Source organism: Nocardioides sp. (assembly GCF_030149505.1).
In the GTDB taxonomy this organism is placed as follows: domain Bacteria; phylum Actinomycetota; class Actinomycetes; order Propionibacteriales; family Nocardioidaceae; genus Nocardioides.
Window position 1 is genome coordinate 15,402 of the sequence record NZ_JASBRN010000063.1, and the last position, 16,441, is coordinate 31,842.

The following is a 16,441-nucleotide window of genomic DNA, read 5'->3' on the forward strand; positions in this document are numbered from 1 at the left end:
GCCCTGACCGTCTCCCACTACCCACCGGTCGTCACTCCACACCCTCGTGGAGGTGAAGAGTTAGTCACCCATCTCACGGGGCCCTCGACCAATCCGTCGTGGCGAGGGCTACGAGGGGGCCGTGCAGGGGAGGTCAGCCGAGGAGCAGCGGTTCCAGCGCGACGGCCACGAAGAGCAGGCTGAGGTAGAGGTTGGAGGCGTGGAAGAGGCGCATCGGGTTGATCACCGACAGGTCCTCGCTCCCCCGTGTCCGCCCGAGCAGCCGGTGTGCCTCGACGAGGAAGACCGCACCGAGCAGCACGGCGGCGACCGGGTAGACCGGGCCCGTGCCCGCCACCGGCCACAGCAGCAGCGAGGTGGCGACCATGACCCACGAGTAGGCCACGACCTGCCGGGCGACGGCATGGGCCGAGGCCACCACCGGGAGCATGGGCACGTCGACGTTGGCGTAGTCCTCGCGGTAGCGCAGCGCGAGCGCCCACGTGTGCGGCGGGGTCCAGAAGAAGACCACGGCGAAGAGGACGACCGGGGTCCAGGCGAGCTCGCCGGTGACCGCGGTCCAGCCGATGAGGGCCGGGAAGCACCCGGCGAGGCCGCCCCACACGATGTTCTGCGTCGTGCGGCGCTTGAGCACCATCGTGTAGACGAAGACGTAGAACGCCTCGGCCGCCACGGCCAGCACCGCCGACAGCGTGTTCACCCACACCGCGAGCACGACCACCGACAGCACGCCGAGCACCGAGCCGAAGACCAGCGCCGCCCGGGGGCTGACGATGTGTCGCGGGAGGGCCCGTCGCCGGGTGCGCCGCATCTGCTCGTCGATGTCGCGGTCGTAGACGCAGTTGAAGACCGACGCGGAGCCCGCGGAGAAGGTGCCACCGACGACGGTCGCCACCACCAGTCCCAGCGGCGGCACCCCGCGCGCGGCGAAGAACATGACCGGCACGGTGGTGAGCAGGAGCAGCTCGATCACCCGGGGCTTGGTCAGCCCGACGTACGCCGCGACGACGTCGCGCCACGTGGCGCCCCCGTGGTCAGGGGTCGGCTCGTGCCACTGCGAGGCAGCGGCCGGCTGGCCGACGTGGGTCACGGAGAGCCCCTCTGGATGGGTTCGGGGTGCAGTCGGGTGAGACGTGCGGGTGCGCCTCGAAGTCTACTGCCCGGCACGAGTAGGCTCGTGGCCGCCTGCGACCAGGCTCCCCCGCCCCCTGGAAGGAACCACGTGACCCTCAGCCCGCAGCTGGACTGGACCGACGTCGACGACCGGGCGGTGGACACTGCCCGCGTGCTGGCGATGGACGCCGTGCAGAAGGTGGGGAACGGTCACCCCGGCACGGCCATGAGCCTGGCGCCGGCGGCGTACCTGCTGTTCCAGAAGGTCATGCGGCACGACCCGGCCGACCCGGAGTGGATCGCCCGCGACCGCTTCGTGCTCAGCTGCGGCCACTCGAGCATCACGCTCTACACGCAGCTCTTCCTCGGCGGCTTCGGCCTCGAGCTCTCCGACCTGCAGGCCCTGCGCACGTGGGGCTCGAAGACCCCCGGTCACCCCGAGCTGGGCCACACCGCAGGCGTCGAGGTCACCACCGGTCCCCTGGGCCAGGGTGTCGCCAACGCGGTCGGCATGGCGATGTCCGCCCGCCGCGTGCACGGGCTGCTCGACCCCGAGGCGCCCGCTGGCGAGAGCCTCTTCGACCACCAGGTCTACGTCCTGTGCTCCGACGGCGACCTCCAGGAGGGCGTCAGCGGTGAGGCGTCCTCGATCGCCGGCACTCAGCAGCTCGGCAACCTGACCGTGGTCTACGACCGCAACCGGATCTCCATCGAGGGCGACACCGACGTCGCCTTCACCGAGGACGTCGCCGCCCGCTACGAGGCCTACGGCTGGCACGTGCAGGTCGTCGACTGGACCCAGGGCGGCACGACGTACAAGGAGGACGTGCACGCGCTCTACGACGCTGTGCGCGCCGCCGCCGAGGTCACCGACAAGCCGTCGCTCGTCGTCCTCGACACGATCATCGCCTGGCCCGCGCCCAACGCGCAGGGCACCGAGGCCGCCCACGGCAGCGCCCTGGGCGCCGAGGAGGTCGCGGCCACCAAGAAGGTGCTCGGCTTCGACCCCGAGCAGCACTTCGAGGTCCCCGAGGACGTCCTGGCCCACACCCGGGCCCTGCGCGAGCGCGGCGCGGCATGGGGCAAGCAGTGGGACGAGGCGTACGCCGCCTGGGCCGCAGCGAACCCCGACCGCGCCGAGCTCCTGCACCGGCTCAAGCGCCGCGAGCTCCCCGTCGGGCTCGTCGAGGCGCTGCCGACCTTCGAGGCCGACGCCAAGGGTGTCGCCACCCGCTCGGCCTCCGGGCAGGTCATCAACGCCATCGCCGGCGTGATGCCCGAGCTGTGGGGCGGCTCGGCCGACCTCGCCGGCTCCAACAACACCACCATCAAGGGCGCGCCCTCCTTCCTCCCGGCCGACAACGGCGCCGAGGGCTACGAGGCCGACCCGTTCCAGGGACGCGTGCTGCACTTCGGCATCCGCGAGCACGGCATGGGCGCGATCATGAACGGCATCGCCGCCGACCGCCTGACCCGCGTCTTCGGTGGGACCTTCCTCACCTTCTCCGACTACATGCGCGGAGCCGTCCGCGTCGCGGCGCTCTCAAAGCTGCCGGTCACCTACGTGTGGACCCACGACTCCATCGGCCTGGGCGAGGACGGCCCCACGCACCAGCCGGTCGAGCACATCGCCTCGCTGCGCGCGATGCCCAGCCTCGACGTCATCCGCCCGGCGGACGCCAACGAGGTGGCGGTCGCCTGGGCGACGCTGCTGCGCCACACCGACCGCCCGGCCGCGCTGGCCCTGACCCGCCAGAACGTCCCGGTCTTCCCGCGCGGCACCGTCGACGGCGAGCGCTGGGGCTCCGCCGAGGGCGTCGAGCGCGGCGGCTACGTCCTGCTCGACAGCGACGGCGAGCCCGAGGTGGTGCTCATCGCCACTGGCTCCGAGGTGCAGATCGCGGTCGAGGCCCGCCGCGTGCTCGCCGAGTCCGGGGTGGCCGCCCGCGTGGTCTCGATGCCGTGCGTGGAGTGGTTCGAGGCCCAGGACCAGGCCTACCGCGACACCGTCCTCCCGCCCCAGGTCAAGGCCCGCGTCTCCGTGGAGGCCGGCGTGAAGCAGGGCTGGCGGGAGTACGTCGGCGACGCCGGCCGGATCGTCTCCATCGACCACTACGGCGCCTCCGCCGACTACCAGCGGCTCTACACCGAGTTCGGGATGACCGCGCAGGCCGTGGTCGACGCGGCCCGCAGCAGCATCGACGCGGCCCGCTGAACGCGGACCCGGCGACACCGCCGGCCGCCTCGGCCGGCGACCCAGGCAGAGCACCACACCGCAGCGACTCGACCACCGATCCAACGGGAGGATCCCATGAGTGAGCGACTGAAGGCCCTGGCTGACGCCGGGGTGTCCATCTGGCTCGACGACCTGTCACGCGAGCGGATCGAGAGCGGCGGTCTCGCCGAGCTCGTCGAGACCAGCTCGGTGGTCGGCGTCACGACCAACCCGACGATCTTCGCCGGCGCGATCGCCGACGGCGAGCGCTACGACGAGCAGGTCCGCTCGCTCGTCGAGGCCGGGGAGCCCGTCGACCGCGTGATCTTCGAGCTGACCACCGAGGACGTCCGCAACGCCTGCGACGTCCTGGCGCCGGTGGCCGCGCGCACCGCGCACGACGGGCGGGTCTCCATCGAGGTCGAGCCGGACCTCGCCCACGACACCGAGGGCACCATCGCCTCGGCCAGGGCGCTGTGGAAGGCCGTCGACCGCTCCAACGTGCTGATCAAGATCCCCGCCACCCGCGCCGGTCTGCCGGCGATCACGGCGGTCACGGCCGAGGGCATCAGCGTCAACGTGACCCTCATCTTCGGCGTCGAGCGCTACCGCGAGGTCATGGACGCCTACCTCACCGGGCTCGAGCAGGCGCACGAGGCGGGCATCGACCTGTCGACGATCCGCTCGGTGGCCTCGTTCTTCGTCTCGCGCGTGGACTCCGAGGTCGACAAGCGGCTGGAGGCGATCGGCACCGACGACGCCCTCGCCCTGCGCGGCCGCGCCGCGGTCGCCAACGCGCGGGTGGCCTACGCGGCGTACGAGGAGGTCGTCGCCTCGGACCGGTGGCGCCGGTTGGCCGAGGCCGGTGCGAACGCCCAGCGGCCGCTGTGGGCCTCCACGGGGGTCAAGAACCCCGACTACGCCGACACGCTCTACGTCACCGACCTGGTCGTGGCCGACACGGTCAACACGATGCCCGAGAAGACGATGCAGGCGTTCGCCGACCACGGCGAGCTCGACGGCGACCAGGTCACCGGACGGGCCGCCGAGGCGCAGCAGCTGATCGACGCCGTACGCGCCCAGGGGGTCGACTGGGACGACGTGATCGCCTCGCTCGAGACCGAGGGCGTGGAGAAGTTCGTCGCCTCGTGGGGCGAGCTCGTCGAGACCGTCGAGGGCCAGATGGAGAAGGCGCGCGCGTGAGCGGCGCACAGGCCCCGGTCGACCCCACGTCCACCGCGGCCTGGTCGCGGCTGACCATCCTCGCGGGCACGCTCGAGCCGGACCTCCGCGGCTGGTTCGCCGAGGACCCGGCTCGGGTGGGTCGGTTCACCCACGAGGTGGCCGACCTCCGCGTGGACCTGTCGAAGAACCTCCTCACCGACACCGTCCTCGGCGCGCTGCTCGACCTCGCGCGTCAGGTCGGGGTGGAGGCGCGGCGCGACGCGATGCTGCGCGGCGAGCGGGTGAACGCCACCGAGGACCGGGCCGTGCTCCACACGGCCCTGCGCCTGCCGCGCGAGGCCTCGCTGGTCGTGGACGGCACCGACGTGGTGCCCGAGGTCCACGACGTCCTCGACCGGGTCTTCGCCTTCGCCGAGCAGGTCCGGTCCGGTGCGTGGACCGGCTCGACCGGTCGGCGGATCGAGACGGTGGTCAACATCGGGATCGGTGGCTCCGACCTCGGTCCGGTCATGGCCTACGAGGCGCTGGCGCCGTACGCCGACGGGCCGGTGTGTCGGTTCCTCTCCAACATCGACCCCACCGACGCCGCGACGACGCTGGCCGGCCTGGACCCCGAGACGACGCTCTTCGTGGTCTCCTCCAAGACCTTCGGGACCCTGGAGACCCTCACCAACGCGCGGCTGTGCCGGTCCTGGCTGCTCGACGGGCTGCCGGAGGACGTGCGGGACACCGCCGTGGCGCGGCACTTCGTGGCCGTCAGCACCGCCCTGGACAAGGTCGCGGACTTCGGGATCGACCCCGAGAACGCGTTCGGGTTCTGGGACTGGGTGGGCGGACGCTACTCGCTGGACTCCGCGATCGGGACCTCGCTGGTCCTGGCCGTCGGTCCCGACGCGTTCCGTGACCTGCTGGCCGGGATGCACGCCGTGGACGAGCACTTCCGGACGGCGCCGCTGGAGGCCAACGTGCCGGTCCTCATGGGGCTGCTCAACGTCTGGTACTCCGACTTCCTCGGCTGCCGCACCCACGCCGTGCTGCCCTACGCCCAGCTGCTGCACCGGTTCCCCGCCTACCTCCAGCAGCTGACGATGGAGTCCAACGGCAAGAGCGTGCGCTGGGACGGCAGCCCGGTCACCGCCGGCACCGGCGAGGTCTTCTGGGGCGAGCCGGGCACCAACGGCCAGCACGCCTTCTACCAGCTGCTCCACCAGGGGACGCAGGTCGTGCCCGCCGACTTCATCGCCTTCGCCCAGCCGTCCTACCCGCTCACCGACAGCGTCGACGGGCGGGAGCAGGACGTGCACGAGCTGCTGCTGGCCAACTTCGTGGCCCAGACTCGGGCCCTGGCGTTCGGCAAGACCGCCGACGAGGTGCGCGCCGAGGGCACGGACGAGGCGGTGGTTCCCGCGCGTGTCTTCGCCGGCAACCGACCCACCACGTCGATCATGGCGCCGCGGCTCACGCCGTCGGTGCTGGGCCAGCTGGTCGCGCTCTACGAGCACGTCACCTTCACGCAGGGCGTGGTCTGGGGCATCGACAGCTTCGACCAGTGGGGCGTGGAGCTGGGCAAGCAGCTGGCGACCGAGCTCGGTCCTGCGCTGGCCGGCGACCGCGAGGTGCTCGCCGAGCAGGATCCCTCGACCCGCGGTCTGGTCGATTACTACCTGCGGAACCGTTCGTGAGCGGCACGGCGCGGATCGAGGTCCTCGACACCGCACCTGCGCTCGCCACCACCGTCGCCGGCGCGCTGCTGCGCACGCTCGCCGAGGTGCAGGCCGCAGGACGCGATCCCCAGGTCGTCCTGACCGGGGGCACGATCGCCGAGGCCGTGCACCGCGAGGTCGCCCGGCTCTCCCCCGGCTCCGGCGTCGACTGGGACCGCGTGCACCTGTGGTGGGGCGACGAGCGGTTCGTCCCGCACGACTCGCCCGACCGCAACGCCGGCCAGGCCAGGGCGGCCTTCATCGACGAGCTCGGCGTGCCCGCCGGGATGGTCCACGAGGTCGCGTCCACGGAGCCGGCCGCCGACGTCGACGAGGCGGCGACGGCGTACGCCGCGGAGCTGGCGGGGCACGCAACCGACGGCTTCGACGTCGTGATGCTGGGCGTCGGCCCGGACGCGCACATCGCCTCGCTCTTCCCCGGCCACCCCCAGGTGCACGCCACCGACGTCGACGTCGTCGGCGTCACCGGCTCCCCCAAGCCGCCGCCGGAGCGCGTCTCGCTGACCTACCGCGCCCTCAACCGCACGCGTGCCACGTGGTTCCTCGTCAGTGGCGAGGGCAAGGCCGAGGCCGTGGCGCGTGCGCTGGCCGGCGCCCTGTCCCAGGACGGCACGGACGTCCCCCCGGTCGACGAGGTGCCCGCCGTCGGTGCCGCGGGCCGCGAGCAGACCGTCTGGTTCCTCGACCGAGACGCCGCCTCGCGTCTCTGACCGGAGGGTCAGAAGATGAGGTCGCCGGACTTGCGGCGCGAGCGCAGGAGGGCGAGGGCCTCGTCGAGGATGTCGGCCGCCTCCTTGTCCGAGCGCCGCTCCTTCACGTAGGCGAGGTGCGTCTTGTAGGGCTCGGTCTTGGGCGCCGGCGGCGGATTGTCGCAGTCCAGGCTGGCCGGGAGGCCGCACTTGGGGCAGTCCCACGACTCGGGGGCCTGGGCCTCGATCGCGAACGCCACGACCACGCGGTGCTCGTTGGAGCAGAAGTAGGCGACGGTCTGTCGGGGCGCGGCCTCACCGCGCTCCGCCTCGCCCATCGGACCGGCTCCGACCCGGCTTCCCCGGATCGCGTTTCCAGCACCAGCCACGGTTGTCTCCTTCGTCGGGCCCGAGAGGGTCAGTAGGCGAGCAGGAGGCCCAGCGCGATGACGGTGGCGAACCAGATGCCACCGATGCCGACGGTGAGTCGGTCGAGGTTGCGCTCCGCCACCGACGATCCGCCGAGCGAGCTGGAGACGCCGCCGCCGAACATGTCGGAGAGACCGCCGCCGCGGCCCTTGTGCAGGAGCACCAGCAGGATCATCAGCGCGCTGGTGATCATCAGGATGATGGTGAAGAGCAGTTCCACGAGCGGTGATCCTACGTGATCGAGGGGGCGGTGGCCGCGGCGGGCCGCGTCACAGGACCGGCATGTCGTAGAAGCGGCAGATCGCGCCGAACTCGTCGGCCTGCAGGCTGGCTCCGCCGACCAGGCAGCCGTCGACGTCGGGCTGCGCCATGATCGCGCCCACGTTGGCGGCCTTGACCGACCCGCCGTAGAGGATGCGCAGCGCGTCGGCCGCCTCGTCGCCGTGCACCTCGCGCACCCGGGCCCGGATCGCGCCGCAGACCTCCTGGGCGTCCTCGGGGGTGGCGACCTCACCGGTGCCGATGGCCCAGACGGGCTCGTAGGCCACGACCATGGCGGCGACCTGCTCCGCGGTGAACCCCGCGAGCGACCCGTCGACCTGCGCCAGGGTGTGCGCGACGTGCTCCCCCGCCTGGCGGACCTCGAGGCCCTCACCGACGCACACGATCGGGACCAGGCCGGCGGCGACCGCCTTGTGGGCCTTGGCGCTGACCAGGGCGTCGTCCTCGTGGTGGTGCTCCCGGCGCTCGGAGTGACCGAGCACGACGTAGGAGCAGCCGAGCTTGGCCAGCATGCTCACCGGGATCTCACCGGTGTAGGCGCCGCCGTCGTGCGCGGAGCAGTCCTGGGCGCCGTACTTGATGGGGAGGCGGTCGCCGTCGACGAGCGTCTGCACCGAGCGCAGGTCGGTGAACGGGGGGACCACGAGGACCTCGGCCTTGGCGTGGTCGTGCTTCTTGTCCGACAGGGTCCAGGCGAGCTTCTGCACCAAGACGACGGCCTCCTGGTGGTTGAGGTTCGCCTTCCAGTTGCCGGCCATCAGTGGGGTGCGTGCAGCAGGTGCCATGTGTGCGTCAGCCTTCCAGGACGTCGATGCCGGGGAGGGACTTGCCCTCGAGGTACTCCAGGCTGGCTCCGCCACCGGTGGAGATGTGGCCGAAGGCGGCCTCGTCGAACCCGAGGGCGCGTACGGCGGCAGCCGAGTCGCCCCCGCCCACGACGGACAGTCCCTCGGTGCGGGTGAGGGCCTCGGCGACCGCCCGGGTGCCGTCGGCGAACTGCGGCACCTCGAAGACCCCCATCGGGCCGTTCCAGAACACGGTCCGCGCGTCGGCGAGCGCCGCGGCGAAGTCGGCTCCTGCGGCGGGCCCGATGTCGAGACCCAGGCAGTCGGCCGGGATCTCCGTGGCCGGCACGACCCGAGGCTGCGGCTCGCGGTCGCCCGAGGGGAACTCGGTGTCGACCACGACGTCGCCCGGGAGCAGGATCTGCACCCCGAGCTCCTCGGCGCGGGCGAGGTACTCCCGGCACGTGTCGAGCTGGTCCTCCTCGAGCAGGCTCCTGCCGACCTCGTGGCCCTGGGCCTTGAGGAACGTGAAGACCATGCCGCCGCCGATGAGCAGCCTGTCGGCCTTGCCCAGCAGGTTGTCGATGACACCGAGCTTGTCGGAGACCTTCGAGCCGCCCAGCACCACGGCGTAGGGCCGCTCCGGGGAGTCGGTGAGGCGCCGCAGCATGTCGATCTCGGTGGCCACGAGGGTGCCCATGGCGCTGGGGAGCAGCTGGGCGACGTCGTACACGCTCGCCTGCTTGCGGTGGACCACGCCGAAGCCGTCGGAGACGAAGGCGTCGGCGAGGTCGGCCAGCTGCCGGGCGAACGCGGCCCGCTCACCGTCGTCCTTGCTGGTCTCGCCCGCGTTGAAGCGGACGTTCTCCAGCAGGGCGACCTGGCCGTCCTCGAGCGTGGCCACGGTCTCGTGCGCCGACTCCCCCACCGTGTCGCGGGCGAACGCGACGTCGGCGCCGAGCAGCTCGCCGAGGCGGGCGGCCACCGGGGCCAGGGAGTACCGCTCCTCGGGGGCGCCCTTCGGGCGACCCAGGTGGGCGGTCACCACGACGCGGGCACCGGCCTCGGCGAGCCGCCGGATGGTCGGGACGCTGGCGCGGATGCGCCCGTCGTCCGTGATCCGTGACCCGTCGAGCGGGACGTTCAGGTCGGAGCGGACGAGGACCCGCTTGCCGGCGACGCCGGCTTCCAGCAGCTGGTCGAGCGACGTCATCCTCAGAGGGTCTCGCCGACGAAGCCGATGAGGTCCACGAGGCGGTTGGAGTAGCCCCACTCGTTGTCGTACCAGCCGGCCACCTTGACCTGGTTGCCCAGGACCTTGGTCAGCGGGGCGTCGAAGATGCACGAGGCCGGGTCGGTGACGATGTCGGAGGAGACGATCGGCGCGGTGGAGTAGCGCAGGAAGCGGCCGTCGGCGGCGGCCTCGACCGCGGCGTTGACCTCCTCGACCGAGGTCTCGCGGGAGGCCTCGAAGGACAGGTCGGTCAGCGAGCCGGTCGGGGTGGGCACGCGGAGCGCGTAGCCGTCGAGCTTGCCCTTGAGCTCAGGCAGGACCAGGCCGATGGCCTTCGCGGCGCCGGTGGAGGTCGGCACGATGTTGATCGCGGCGGCCCGGGCGCGGCGCAGGTCCTTGTGGATGTTGTCCTGCAGGTTCTGGTCCGCGGTGTACGCGTGGATCGTCGTCATCAGGCCCTTGTTGATGCCGATGGCGTCGTGGAGCGCCTTGGCCATGGGAGCCAGGCAGTTGGTGGTGCACGAGGCGTTGGAGATGACCGTGTGCGCGGCGGGGTCGTAGAGCTCGTGGTTGACGCCCATCACGATGGTGATGTCCTCGTTGGAGGCGGGGGCCGAGATGATGACCTTCTTCGCGCCGGCGTCCACGTGGGCCTTGGCCTTGGTGGCGTCGGTGAAGAAGCCGGTGGACTCCACGACGACGTCGACGCCCAGGTCGCCCCAGCCGAGGTTGCCGGGCTCGCGCTCGGAACTCACCTTGATCTCGCGGCCGCCCACGACGATGGCGTCGCCGGTCGACTCGACGTCCTCGGGCATGACACCGAGGATGGAGTCGTACTTCAGCAGGTGCGCCAGCACGGCGTTGTCGGTGAGGTCGTTGATCCCGACGATCTCGACGTCGGCGCCCGAGGCCGCGACGGCCCGGAAGAAGTTGCGGCCGATGCGGCCGAATCCGTTGATGCCTACGCGCACGGTCATAACTGCTCCTCTGGGTGGCGAGCGTTCGGTCGCCCGCCTCGACGGCGTTCCCGGGCGTTCAGTCACCCGGCCGCGGCCACCCTAGCGGCTGTCACGGTTCGGCAGGCCTCGGGTGCACCCCGTCTCGGGATACCGACGGGTAGGCCGTCGTGCGGCCCGTGCGCACCCGTGGCCGGGAGCCCTCAGGCGTCCTCGGCGAGCATCTCCGGGGTGAGGGAGGCCTCGGTGTCGGGGATCCCGAGCTCCTCGGCGCGCTTGTCGGCCATGGCGAGCAGGCGGCGGATGCGTCCGGCGATGGCATCCTTGGTGAGCACCGGCTCGTGCAGCTGTCCGAGCTCCTCGAGCGAGGCCTGCTTGTGCTCGACCCGGAGGCTGCCGGCGAGCTTGAGGTGGTCGGGGACCTCGTCGCCGAGGATCTCCAGGGCCCGCTCGACCCGTGCACCGGCGGCGACCGCGGCCCGGGCGGAGCGCCGCAGGTTGGCGTCGTCGAAGTTGGCCAGCCGGTTGGCGGTGGCCCGGACCTCGCGGCGCATCCGCCGCTCCTCCCAGGCCATGAGCGACTCGTGGGCACCCAGCCGGGTCAGCAGCTGCCCGATCGCGTCGCCGTCGCGGATCACCACGCGGTCGACACCGCGGACCTCGCGCGCCTTGGCGGAGATGCCGAGGCGCCGGGCCACGCCCACCAGCGCCAGGGCGGCCTCCGAGCCGGGGCAGGTGACCTCGAGCGAGGACGAGCGGCCGGGCTCGGTGAGCGAGCCGTGCGCCAGGAAGGCACCCCGCCACGCCGCGACGGCGTCGCAGCCGCCGCCGGACACCACCGCAGGAGGCAGACCGCGCACGGGGCGACCGCGCTGGTCGAGCAGGCCGGTCTGGCGGGCGAGGGCCTCGCCGTCGCGGACCACTCGGACGATGTAGCGGCTGCCCTTGCGCAGCCCGTTGCCCTGCACCATCACCACGTCGGAGTGGGCGTTGTAGACCTCGGAGACGTCCTTGCGCAGCCGGCGCGCGGCGGCGCCGGTGTCCAGCTCCGCCTCGACGACGATCCGACCGCTCACGATGTGCAGCCCGCCGGCGAAGCGGAGCATGGAGGCGACCTCCGCCTTCCGGCAGCAGGTCTTGGTGATGGGGGTGCTCGCCAGCTCCGCCTTGACCTGCGCCGTCATCGCCATGCGGCCGATCCTCGCACGCGCGTCAACGACCCTCGGCGGGACCTCCGGGCCCCGGGTCGGCACCCGCGTCGGCCGCGACGTCGGCACCCGCCATGACCTGCTCGTAGGCGTCGGCGAGCCGCCGGGGGTCGTGCCGCGGTGAGCCGTCCGCCGCCGCCACGTCGGCCAGCACGAGCCGCGCCCCGGCCGCGGCGACGGTCTCCTCGAGGTGCCACGCAGCCTCGGACCCGGCGGTCTCCACCGTGCGACGGTCCGCGAGCACCGTGTGCACCGCCAGGTCGGGCGCGTGCTCGAGCAGGACCGCCAGGTGGTCGGCGGGCCCGAACCCCCCGGTCTCCCCCGGTTGCTCGGCGAGGTTGAGCACCACGACGGCCCGGGCGGAGGTGCGTGCCAGGGCGTCACGCAGGTCGGGGACGAGCAGGTGCGGGATCACCGAGGAGAACCACGAGCCCGGGCCGAGGAAGACCCAGTCGGCCGCGGCGAGGGCGGCCAGCGCGTCCGGGCTCGTCGGCGGGGCCGGCGGCTCGAGGCGGACGCCGGTGATGACCCCCTCCGTCGTGGCGACCTCGACCTGCCCGTGCACCACCTGCAGCGCGTCGGGGTCCTGCGGGTCGAGCCCGCGGACGTCGGCGTGGATGTCCATCGGGCACAGCGCCATCGGCAGCACCCGGCCCTTGGCCCCCAGCAGGCGTCCGACGATGTCGAGGGCCGCCACGTGGTCCCCGAGCTGCTCCCACAGGGCGACGATGAGCAGGTTGCCCACGACGTGGCCGTTCATCTCGCCGTCGCCGGCGAAGCGGTGCTGGAGGACGCCCTCCCAGGTGCGGCCCCACTCGTCCTCGCCACACAGGGCGGCCAGGGCCATCCGCAGGTCGCCGGGAGGCAGCACGCCGAACTCCCCGCGCAGCCGTCCCGACGAGCCGCCGTTGTCCGCGACGGTGACGATCGCGGTCAGGTCGTCGACCACCACGTCGTCCACGAGGTGGCGCAGGGCGCGTAGCGAGGCGTGCAGGCCGTGGCCGCCGCCGAGGGCCACGACCGCCTGCGCGCGGTCGAGGGAGGAGGGCACGTCGACCTCACTCCCGCCCGAGGTCACGGTGGGTCGCGGTCGCGTGGTGGCCCAGCGCGCAGAGCCGGCGCGTGATCTCCTCCGTCATCGCCACGCTGCGGTGCTTGCCACCCGTGCACCCGACGGCCACGCGCATGAAGCGCTTGCCCTCACGGAGGTAGCCCTCGGCCACACCGGTGAGCACCGGCACGTAGGCGTCGAGGAACTCCGCCGCCCCCGGCTGCGAGAGGACGTACGACGCCACCTCGGCGTCCCGCCCGGTGCCGGGCCTCAGCTCCGGGATCCAGTGGGGGTTGGGCAGGAAGCGCATGTCGGCGACGTAGTCGGCGTCCACGGGGATGCCGTACTTGAAGCCGAAGCTGACGACGCGGATGTGGAGCCGGGTCGACTCCTCGGTGCCGAACGACTCGCGGATGCGCGCGGTGAGCTGGTGGACGTTGAGGGCGGAGGTGTCGATGAGCAGGTCGGCGCCCCCGCGCAGGTCCGAGAGCACCGCGCGCTCGCGCTCGAGCCCGTCGAGGAGCCGGCCGGTGCCCTGGAGCGGGTGCGGCCGACGGGCGGCCTCCTGGCGGCGCACGAGGACCTCGTCGGTGGCCTCGAGGAAGACCAGGGTGGCCCGGCGCCCAGTGGCACCGTGGGCGAGGTTGGCCTGCAGCGTCCCGAAGAACGAGCCCGACCGGACGTCGACGACCACGGCGATCGGCTGCTGGGGGCCGCGGGACTCGTCGACCAGGCGCACCACGTCGCGCAGCAGCGACGGCGGGAGGTTGTCGACCACGTAGTAGCCGAGGTCCTCGAGCTCCTTGGCCGCGGTGCTGCGACCGGCTCCGGTCATGCCGGTGACGACCACCAGCGGGCCGCCGGCCTGCCCCTGCTCGGTCTCGCTGCCTCCAGCCATGCTCACTGCTCCTCGATCTCGCCGGTCGCCGTGTTGACCGAGATCACCGTAGGGCCGGACCCGTCCGCGCCGCTCCCCTGCGGGGCGACCGCCTGCTTGATCGCCTCGGCCGTGCGCACGCCGATGCCGGGGACCTGCGCCAGCTCCTCGACGTCGGCCTCGCGCAGCTTCTTCAGCGAGCCGAAGTGCTTCATCAGCGTCCGCCGGCGCACCTCGCCGAGGCCGGGCACGTCGTCGAGCACGGACTCCACCATCGACTTCGAGCGCCGGTTGCGGTGGTGGGTGATGGCGAAGCGGTGGGCCTCGTCGCGGACCCGCTGCAGGAGGTAGAGGCCCTCGCTGCTGCGCGGCAGGATCACCGGGTCCTCCTCGCCCGGCACCCACACCTCCTCCAGCCGCTTGGCCAGGCCCACGACCGGGATGTCGTCGATGCCGAGCTCGTCCAGCGCCTGCTGGGCCGCGGCCACCTGCGGCGGACCGCCGTCGACGACCACGAGACCGGATGCGTAGGCGAACTTGCGGGGCCGTCCGGTCTCGGGGTCGACCAGCATCGGGCCGGACGTCTCGTCGCCGGGGCGCAGCTCGGAGCGGGCCTGCTCGTCCAGCAGCCGGCGGAAGCGTCGCGTGATCACCTCGTGCATCGACGCGACGTCGTTCTGCCCGTCGACGCCGCGGATGACGAACTTGCGGTACTCCCCCTTGCGGGGCAGGCCGTCCTCGAAGACCACCATGGAGGCCACGACCTCGGTGCCCTGGAGGTTGGAGACGTCGTAGCACTCGATCCGCAGCGGGACGTCGTCGAGCTCGAGGGCCTGCTGGATCTCCTCCAGCGCCCGGTTGCGAGTGGTGAGGTCGCTGGCCCGCTTGGTCTTGTGCAGCGCCAGTGCCTGGGCGGCGTTGGTGGCCACCGTCTCGGCGAGGGTGCGCTTGTCGCCGCGCTGCGGCACCCGGATCCGCACCCGGCTCCCCCGCAGGTCGCCCAGCAGTTCCTCGAGGGTCTCGGCGTCCGGCGGGAGGGCGGGCACCAGCACCTCGCGCGGGATGGAGTCGGGGTCGCCGGCGTAGAGCTGGAGGAGGAAGTTCTCCACCAGGTCGGGGGTCTCGCCCTCGTCCATCCGGTCCGCGACCCACCCCCGCTGGCCACGGATGCGCCCACCGCGGACGTAGAAGACCTGCACCGCGACCTCGAGCGGGTCCTCGGCCAATGCGATCACGTCGGCGTCGGCGCCGTCGCCGAGGACCACGGCCTGCTTCTCCAGGGCGCGCTGCATCGCGCCGAGGTCGTCACGCAGCCGGGCGGCCTTCTCGAAGTCGAGGGCGTCGCTCGCGGCGTACATCTCCTTCTCGATGCGCCGGATGAAGGGCCGGGTCTGACCGCCCATGAAGTCGCAGAAGTCCTCCACGATCGCGCGGTGCTCCTCTGCGGACACGTTGCCCACACAGGGCGCCGAGCACTTGTCGATGTAGCCCAGCAGGCAGGGCCGGCCCACCTGCGCGGAGCGCTTGAAGACCCCGTTGGAGCACGAGCGCATCGGGAAGACCCGCAGCAGGATGTCGACGGTCTCGCGGATCGCCCAGGCATGGGAGTAGGGCCCGAAGTAGCGCGTGCCGCGGCGCTTGGCCCCCCGCCCGACCATGACCCGGGGGAACTCCTCGCCGACGGTCACCGCCAGCCAGGGGTAGGACTTGTCGTCGCGGTACTTGACGTTGAACCGGGGGTCGAACTCCTTGATCCAGGAGTACTCCAGCTGCAGCGCCTCGACCTCGGTGTTGACCACCGTCCACTCCACCGACGCCGCGGTCGTGACCATGGTGGCCGTGCGCTGGTGCAGGTTGGCGACGTCCTGGAAGTACGACGACAGCCGGGCCCGCAGGCTCTTGGCCTTCCCGACGTAGATGACCCGGCCCTGCGCGTCCCGGAACCGGTAGACCCCCGGCTTCGTGGGGATCGAGCCGGGCTCGGGACGATACGACAGTGGCCCTCGGGTGGTGCGGCGGGCGGGTCGGGAGGGCACCGGCCCAGCCTACGAGTGCGCGCCGACACCGGGCCGGGTGGTGCACCCGTGCCCGACGGCCGTGGGGTGGGGCGACAGGGGGCCGGGAGAGCCGGTCAGGCGCGGGAGATGTCGGTGCCCTGGATCCGCAGCTGGACGGCGCCGAGCGGCGACTGGGCCGGACCCGCCGTCGGGGCACCGGACGCCAGGTCGAAGACCGAGCCGTGGCACGGGCAGACGATGCCCTCCTCGGTGACCCGGTCGACCGGGCACCCCTGGTGGGGGCAGGTGATGGAGAAGCCGAGGAACTCGCCGTCGCTGGGCTGCGTCACGACCAGGCCCTCGTCGGGGAAGACCGCGCCGCCGCCCACGGGGACGTCGGCGGTCGAGGCGAAGGAGGACGCGGCCTCGGCGGTCTCGCCCTCGGCAGGCGCCTGGGGCGTCGCCGGGGTCTGGGTGGTCGCGGCCTGCGGGTCCACGGCGTTCTCCTCGCCGCCGCAAGCGGCCAGGAGCGGCACGCCGATGCCGACGCCCGCCACCCCGGTCAGGGCGTGGCGGCGCGAGAGCCGGGTGCCCGCGACGGGCTGGGTGGGCTGGTCCGTGGCCTGGGTGCGCTCGCTCATCGTGGTCCTCTCGGGGGATGGTGCGGCGAGCCTAGCCAGCCGACCCACACCCGAA

15 protein-coding genes are annotated in these 16,441 nt (G+C 72.6%); 4 read left to right on the top strand and 11 right to left on the bottom strand.

Going from position 1 to position 16,441, the window contains the following annotated elements; translation table 11 throughout:
• Positions 1-133: 133 nt before the first annotated feature.
• Positions 134-1,090 carry a heme o synthase gene (locus tag Q1V71_RS13730; RefSeq protein WP_300644435.1) on the bottom strand — a complete coding sequence of 319 codons (957 nt, stop codon included), beginning with the start codon at positions 1,088-1,090 and terminating at the stop codon, positions 134-136.
• 132 nt (positions 1,091-1,222) lie between these two features.
• On the opposite strand from Q1V71_RS13730, the gene tkt reads away from it, so the two are divergent.
• The 4 genes from tkt (at position 1,223) to pgl (ending at position 6,947) form a co-directional block, all read left to right on the top strand.
• Positions 1,223-3,328 carry a transketolase gene (gene tkt, locus Q1V71_RS13735; RefSeq protein WP_300644437.1) on the top strand — a complete coding sequence of 702 codons (2,106 nt, stop codon included), beginning with the start codon at positions 1,223-1,225 and terminating at the stop codon, positions 3,326-3,328.
• Between the two features lie 96 nt (positions 3,329-3,424).
• Positions 3,425-4,531, top strand: coding sequence for a transaldolase (tal, locus tag Q1V71_RS13740; RefSeq protein ID WP_300644438.1), 1,107 nt, complete (start codon positions 3,425-3,427; stop codon positions 4,529-4,531).
• Complete coding sequence (gene pgi / locus Q1V71_RS13745) at positions 4,528-6,195, top strand: glucose-6-phosphate isomerase (protein ID WP_300644440.1); 1,668 nt, start codon at positions 4,528-4,530, stop codon at positions 6,193-6,195. The genes tal and pgi overlap by 4 nt, the downstream gene beginning before the upstream one ends.
• A complete protein-coding gene (gene pgl, locus Q1V71_RS13750) occupies positions 6,192-6,947 on the top strand; it encodes a 6-phosphogluconolactonase (RefSeq protein ID WP_300644441.1) in 756 nt (251 codons plus the stop codon). Before pgi ends, pgl begins: the two co-directional genes overlap by 4 nt.
• A gap of 8 nt (positions 6,948-6,955) precedes the next feature.
• On the opposite strand, the gene Q1V71_RS13755 is transcribed toward pgl, so the two are convergent.
• The 10 genes from Q1V71_RS13755 to Q1V71_RS13800 form a co-directional block, all read right to left on the bottom strand.
• Entirely contained in the window at positions 6,956-7,315 is a 360-nt protein-coding gene (locus tag Q1V71_RS13755; protein ID WP_300644442.1) for an RNA polymerase-binding protein RbpA, read from the bottom strand.
• Positions 7,316-7,344: 29 nt separating this feature from the next.
• A complete protein-coding gene (gene secG / locus Q1V71_RS13760) occupies positions 7,345-7,575 on the bottom strand; it encodes a preprotein translocase subunit SecG (RefSeq protein WP_300644445.1) in 231 nt (76 codons plus the stop codon).
• Positions 7,576-7,624: 49 nt separating this feature from the next.
• A complete protein-coding gene (tpiA, locus tag Q1V71_RS13765) occupies positions 7,625-8,422 on the bottom strand; it encodes a triose-phosphate isomerase (protein ID WP_300644447.1) in 798 nt (265 codons plus the stop codon).
• Positions 8,423-8,429: 7 nt separating this feature from the next.
• A complete protein-coding gene (pgk, locus tag Q1V71_RS13770; RefSeq protein ID WP_300644449.1) occupies positions 8,430-9,635 on the bottom strand; it encodes a phosphoglycerate kinase in 1,206 nt (401 codons plus the stop codon).
• A gap of 2 nt (positions 9,636-9,637) precedes the next feature.
• Positions 9,638-10,633 carry a type I glyceraldehyde-3-phosphate dehydrogenase gene (gap, locus tag Q1V71_RS13775; protein WP_300644450.1) on the bottom strand — a complete coding sequence of 332 codons (996 nt, stop codon included), beginning with the start codon at positions 10,631-10,633 and terminating at the stop codon, positions 9,638-9,640.
• 182 nt (positions 10,634-10,815) lie between these two features.
• A complete protein-coding gene (gene whiA / locus Q1V71_RS13780) occupies positions 10,816-11,802 on the bottom strand; it encodes a DNA-binding protein WhiA (RefSeq protein ID WP_300644451.1) in 987 nt (328 codons plus the stop codon).
• Positions 11,803-11,824: 22 nt separating this feature from the next.
• The gene (gene yvcK, locus Q1V71_RS13785; RefSeq protein ID WP_300644452.1) at positions 11,825-12,871 is read right to left on the bottom strand and encodes a uridine diphosphate-N-acetylglucosamine-binding protein YvcK; all 1,047 of its coding nucleotides are present in this window, start codon (positions 12,869-12,871) and stop codon (positions 11,825-11,827) included.
• A gap of 7 nt (positions 12,872-12,878) precedes the next feature.
• Positions 12,879-13,769: an RNase adapter RapZ gene (gene rapZ / locus Q1V71_RS13790; protein WP_300644454.1), complete on the bottom strand. Its 891-nt coding sequence runs from the start codon at positions 13,767-13,769 to the stop codon at positions 12,879-12,881.
• A 2-nt stretch (positions 13,770-13,771) separates the two neighbouring features.
• Complete coding sequence (uvrC, locus tag Q1V71_RS13795) at positions 13,772-15,784, bottom strand: excinuclease ABC subunit UvrC (RefSeq protein WP_300644456.1); 2,013 nt, start codon at positions 15,782-15,784, stop codon at positions 13,772-13,774.
• 95 nt (positions 15,785-15,879) lie between these two features.
• Positions 15,880-16,386, bottom strand: a complete 507-nt coding sequence (locus tag Q1V71_RS13800; protein WP_300644458.1) for a Rieske (2Fe-2S) protein — start codon at positions 16,384-16,386, stop codon at positions 15,880-15,882.
• Positions 16,387-16,441 lie beyond the last annotated feature (55 nt).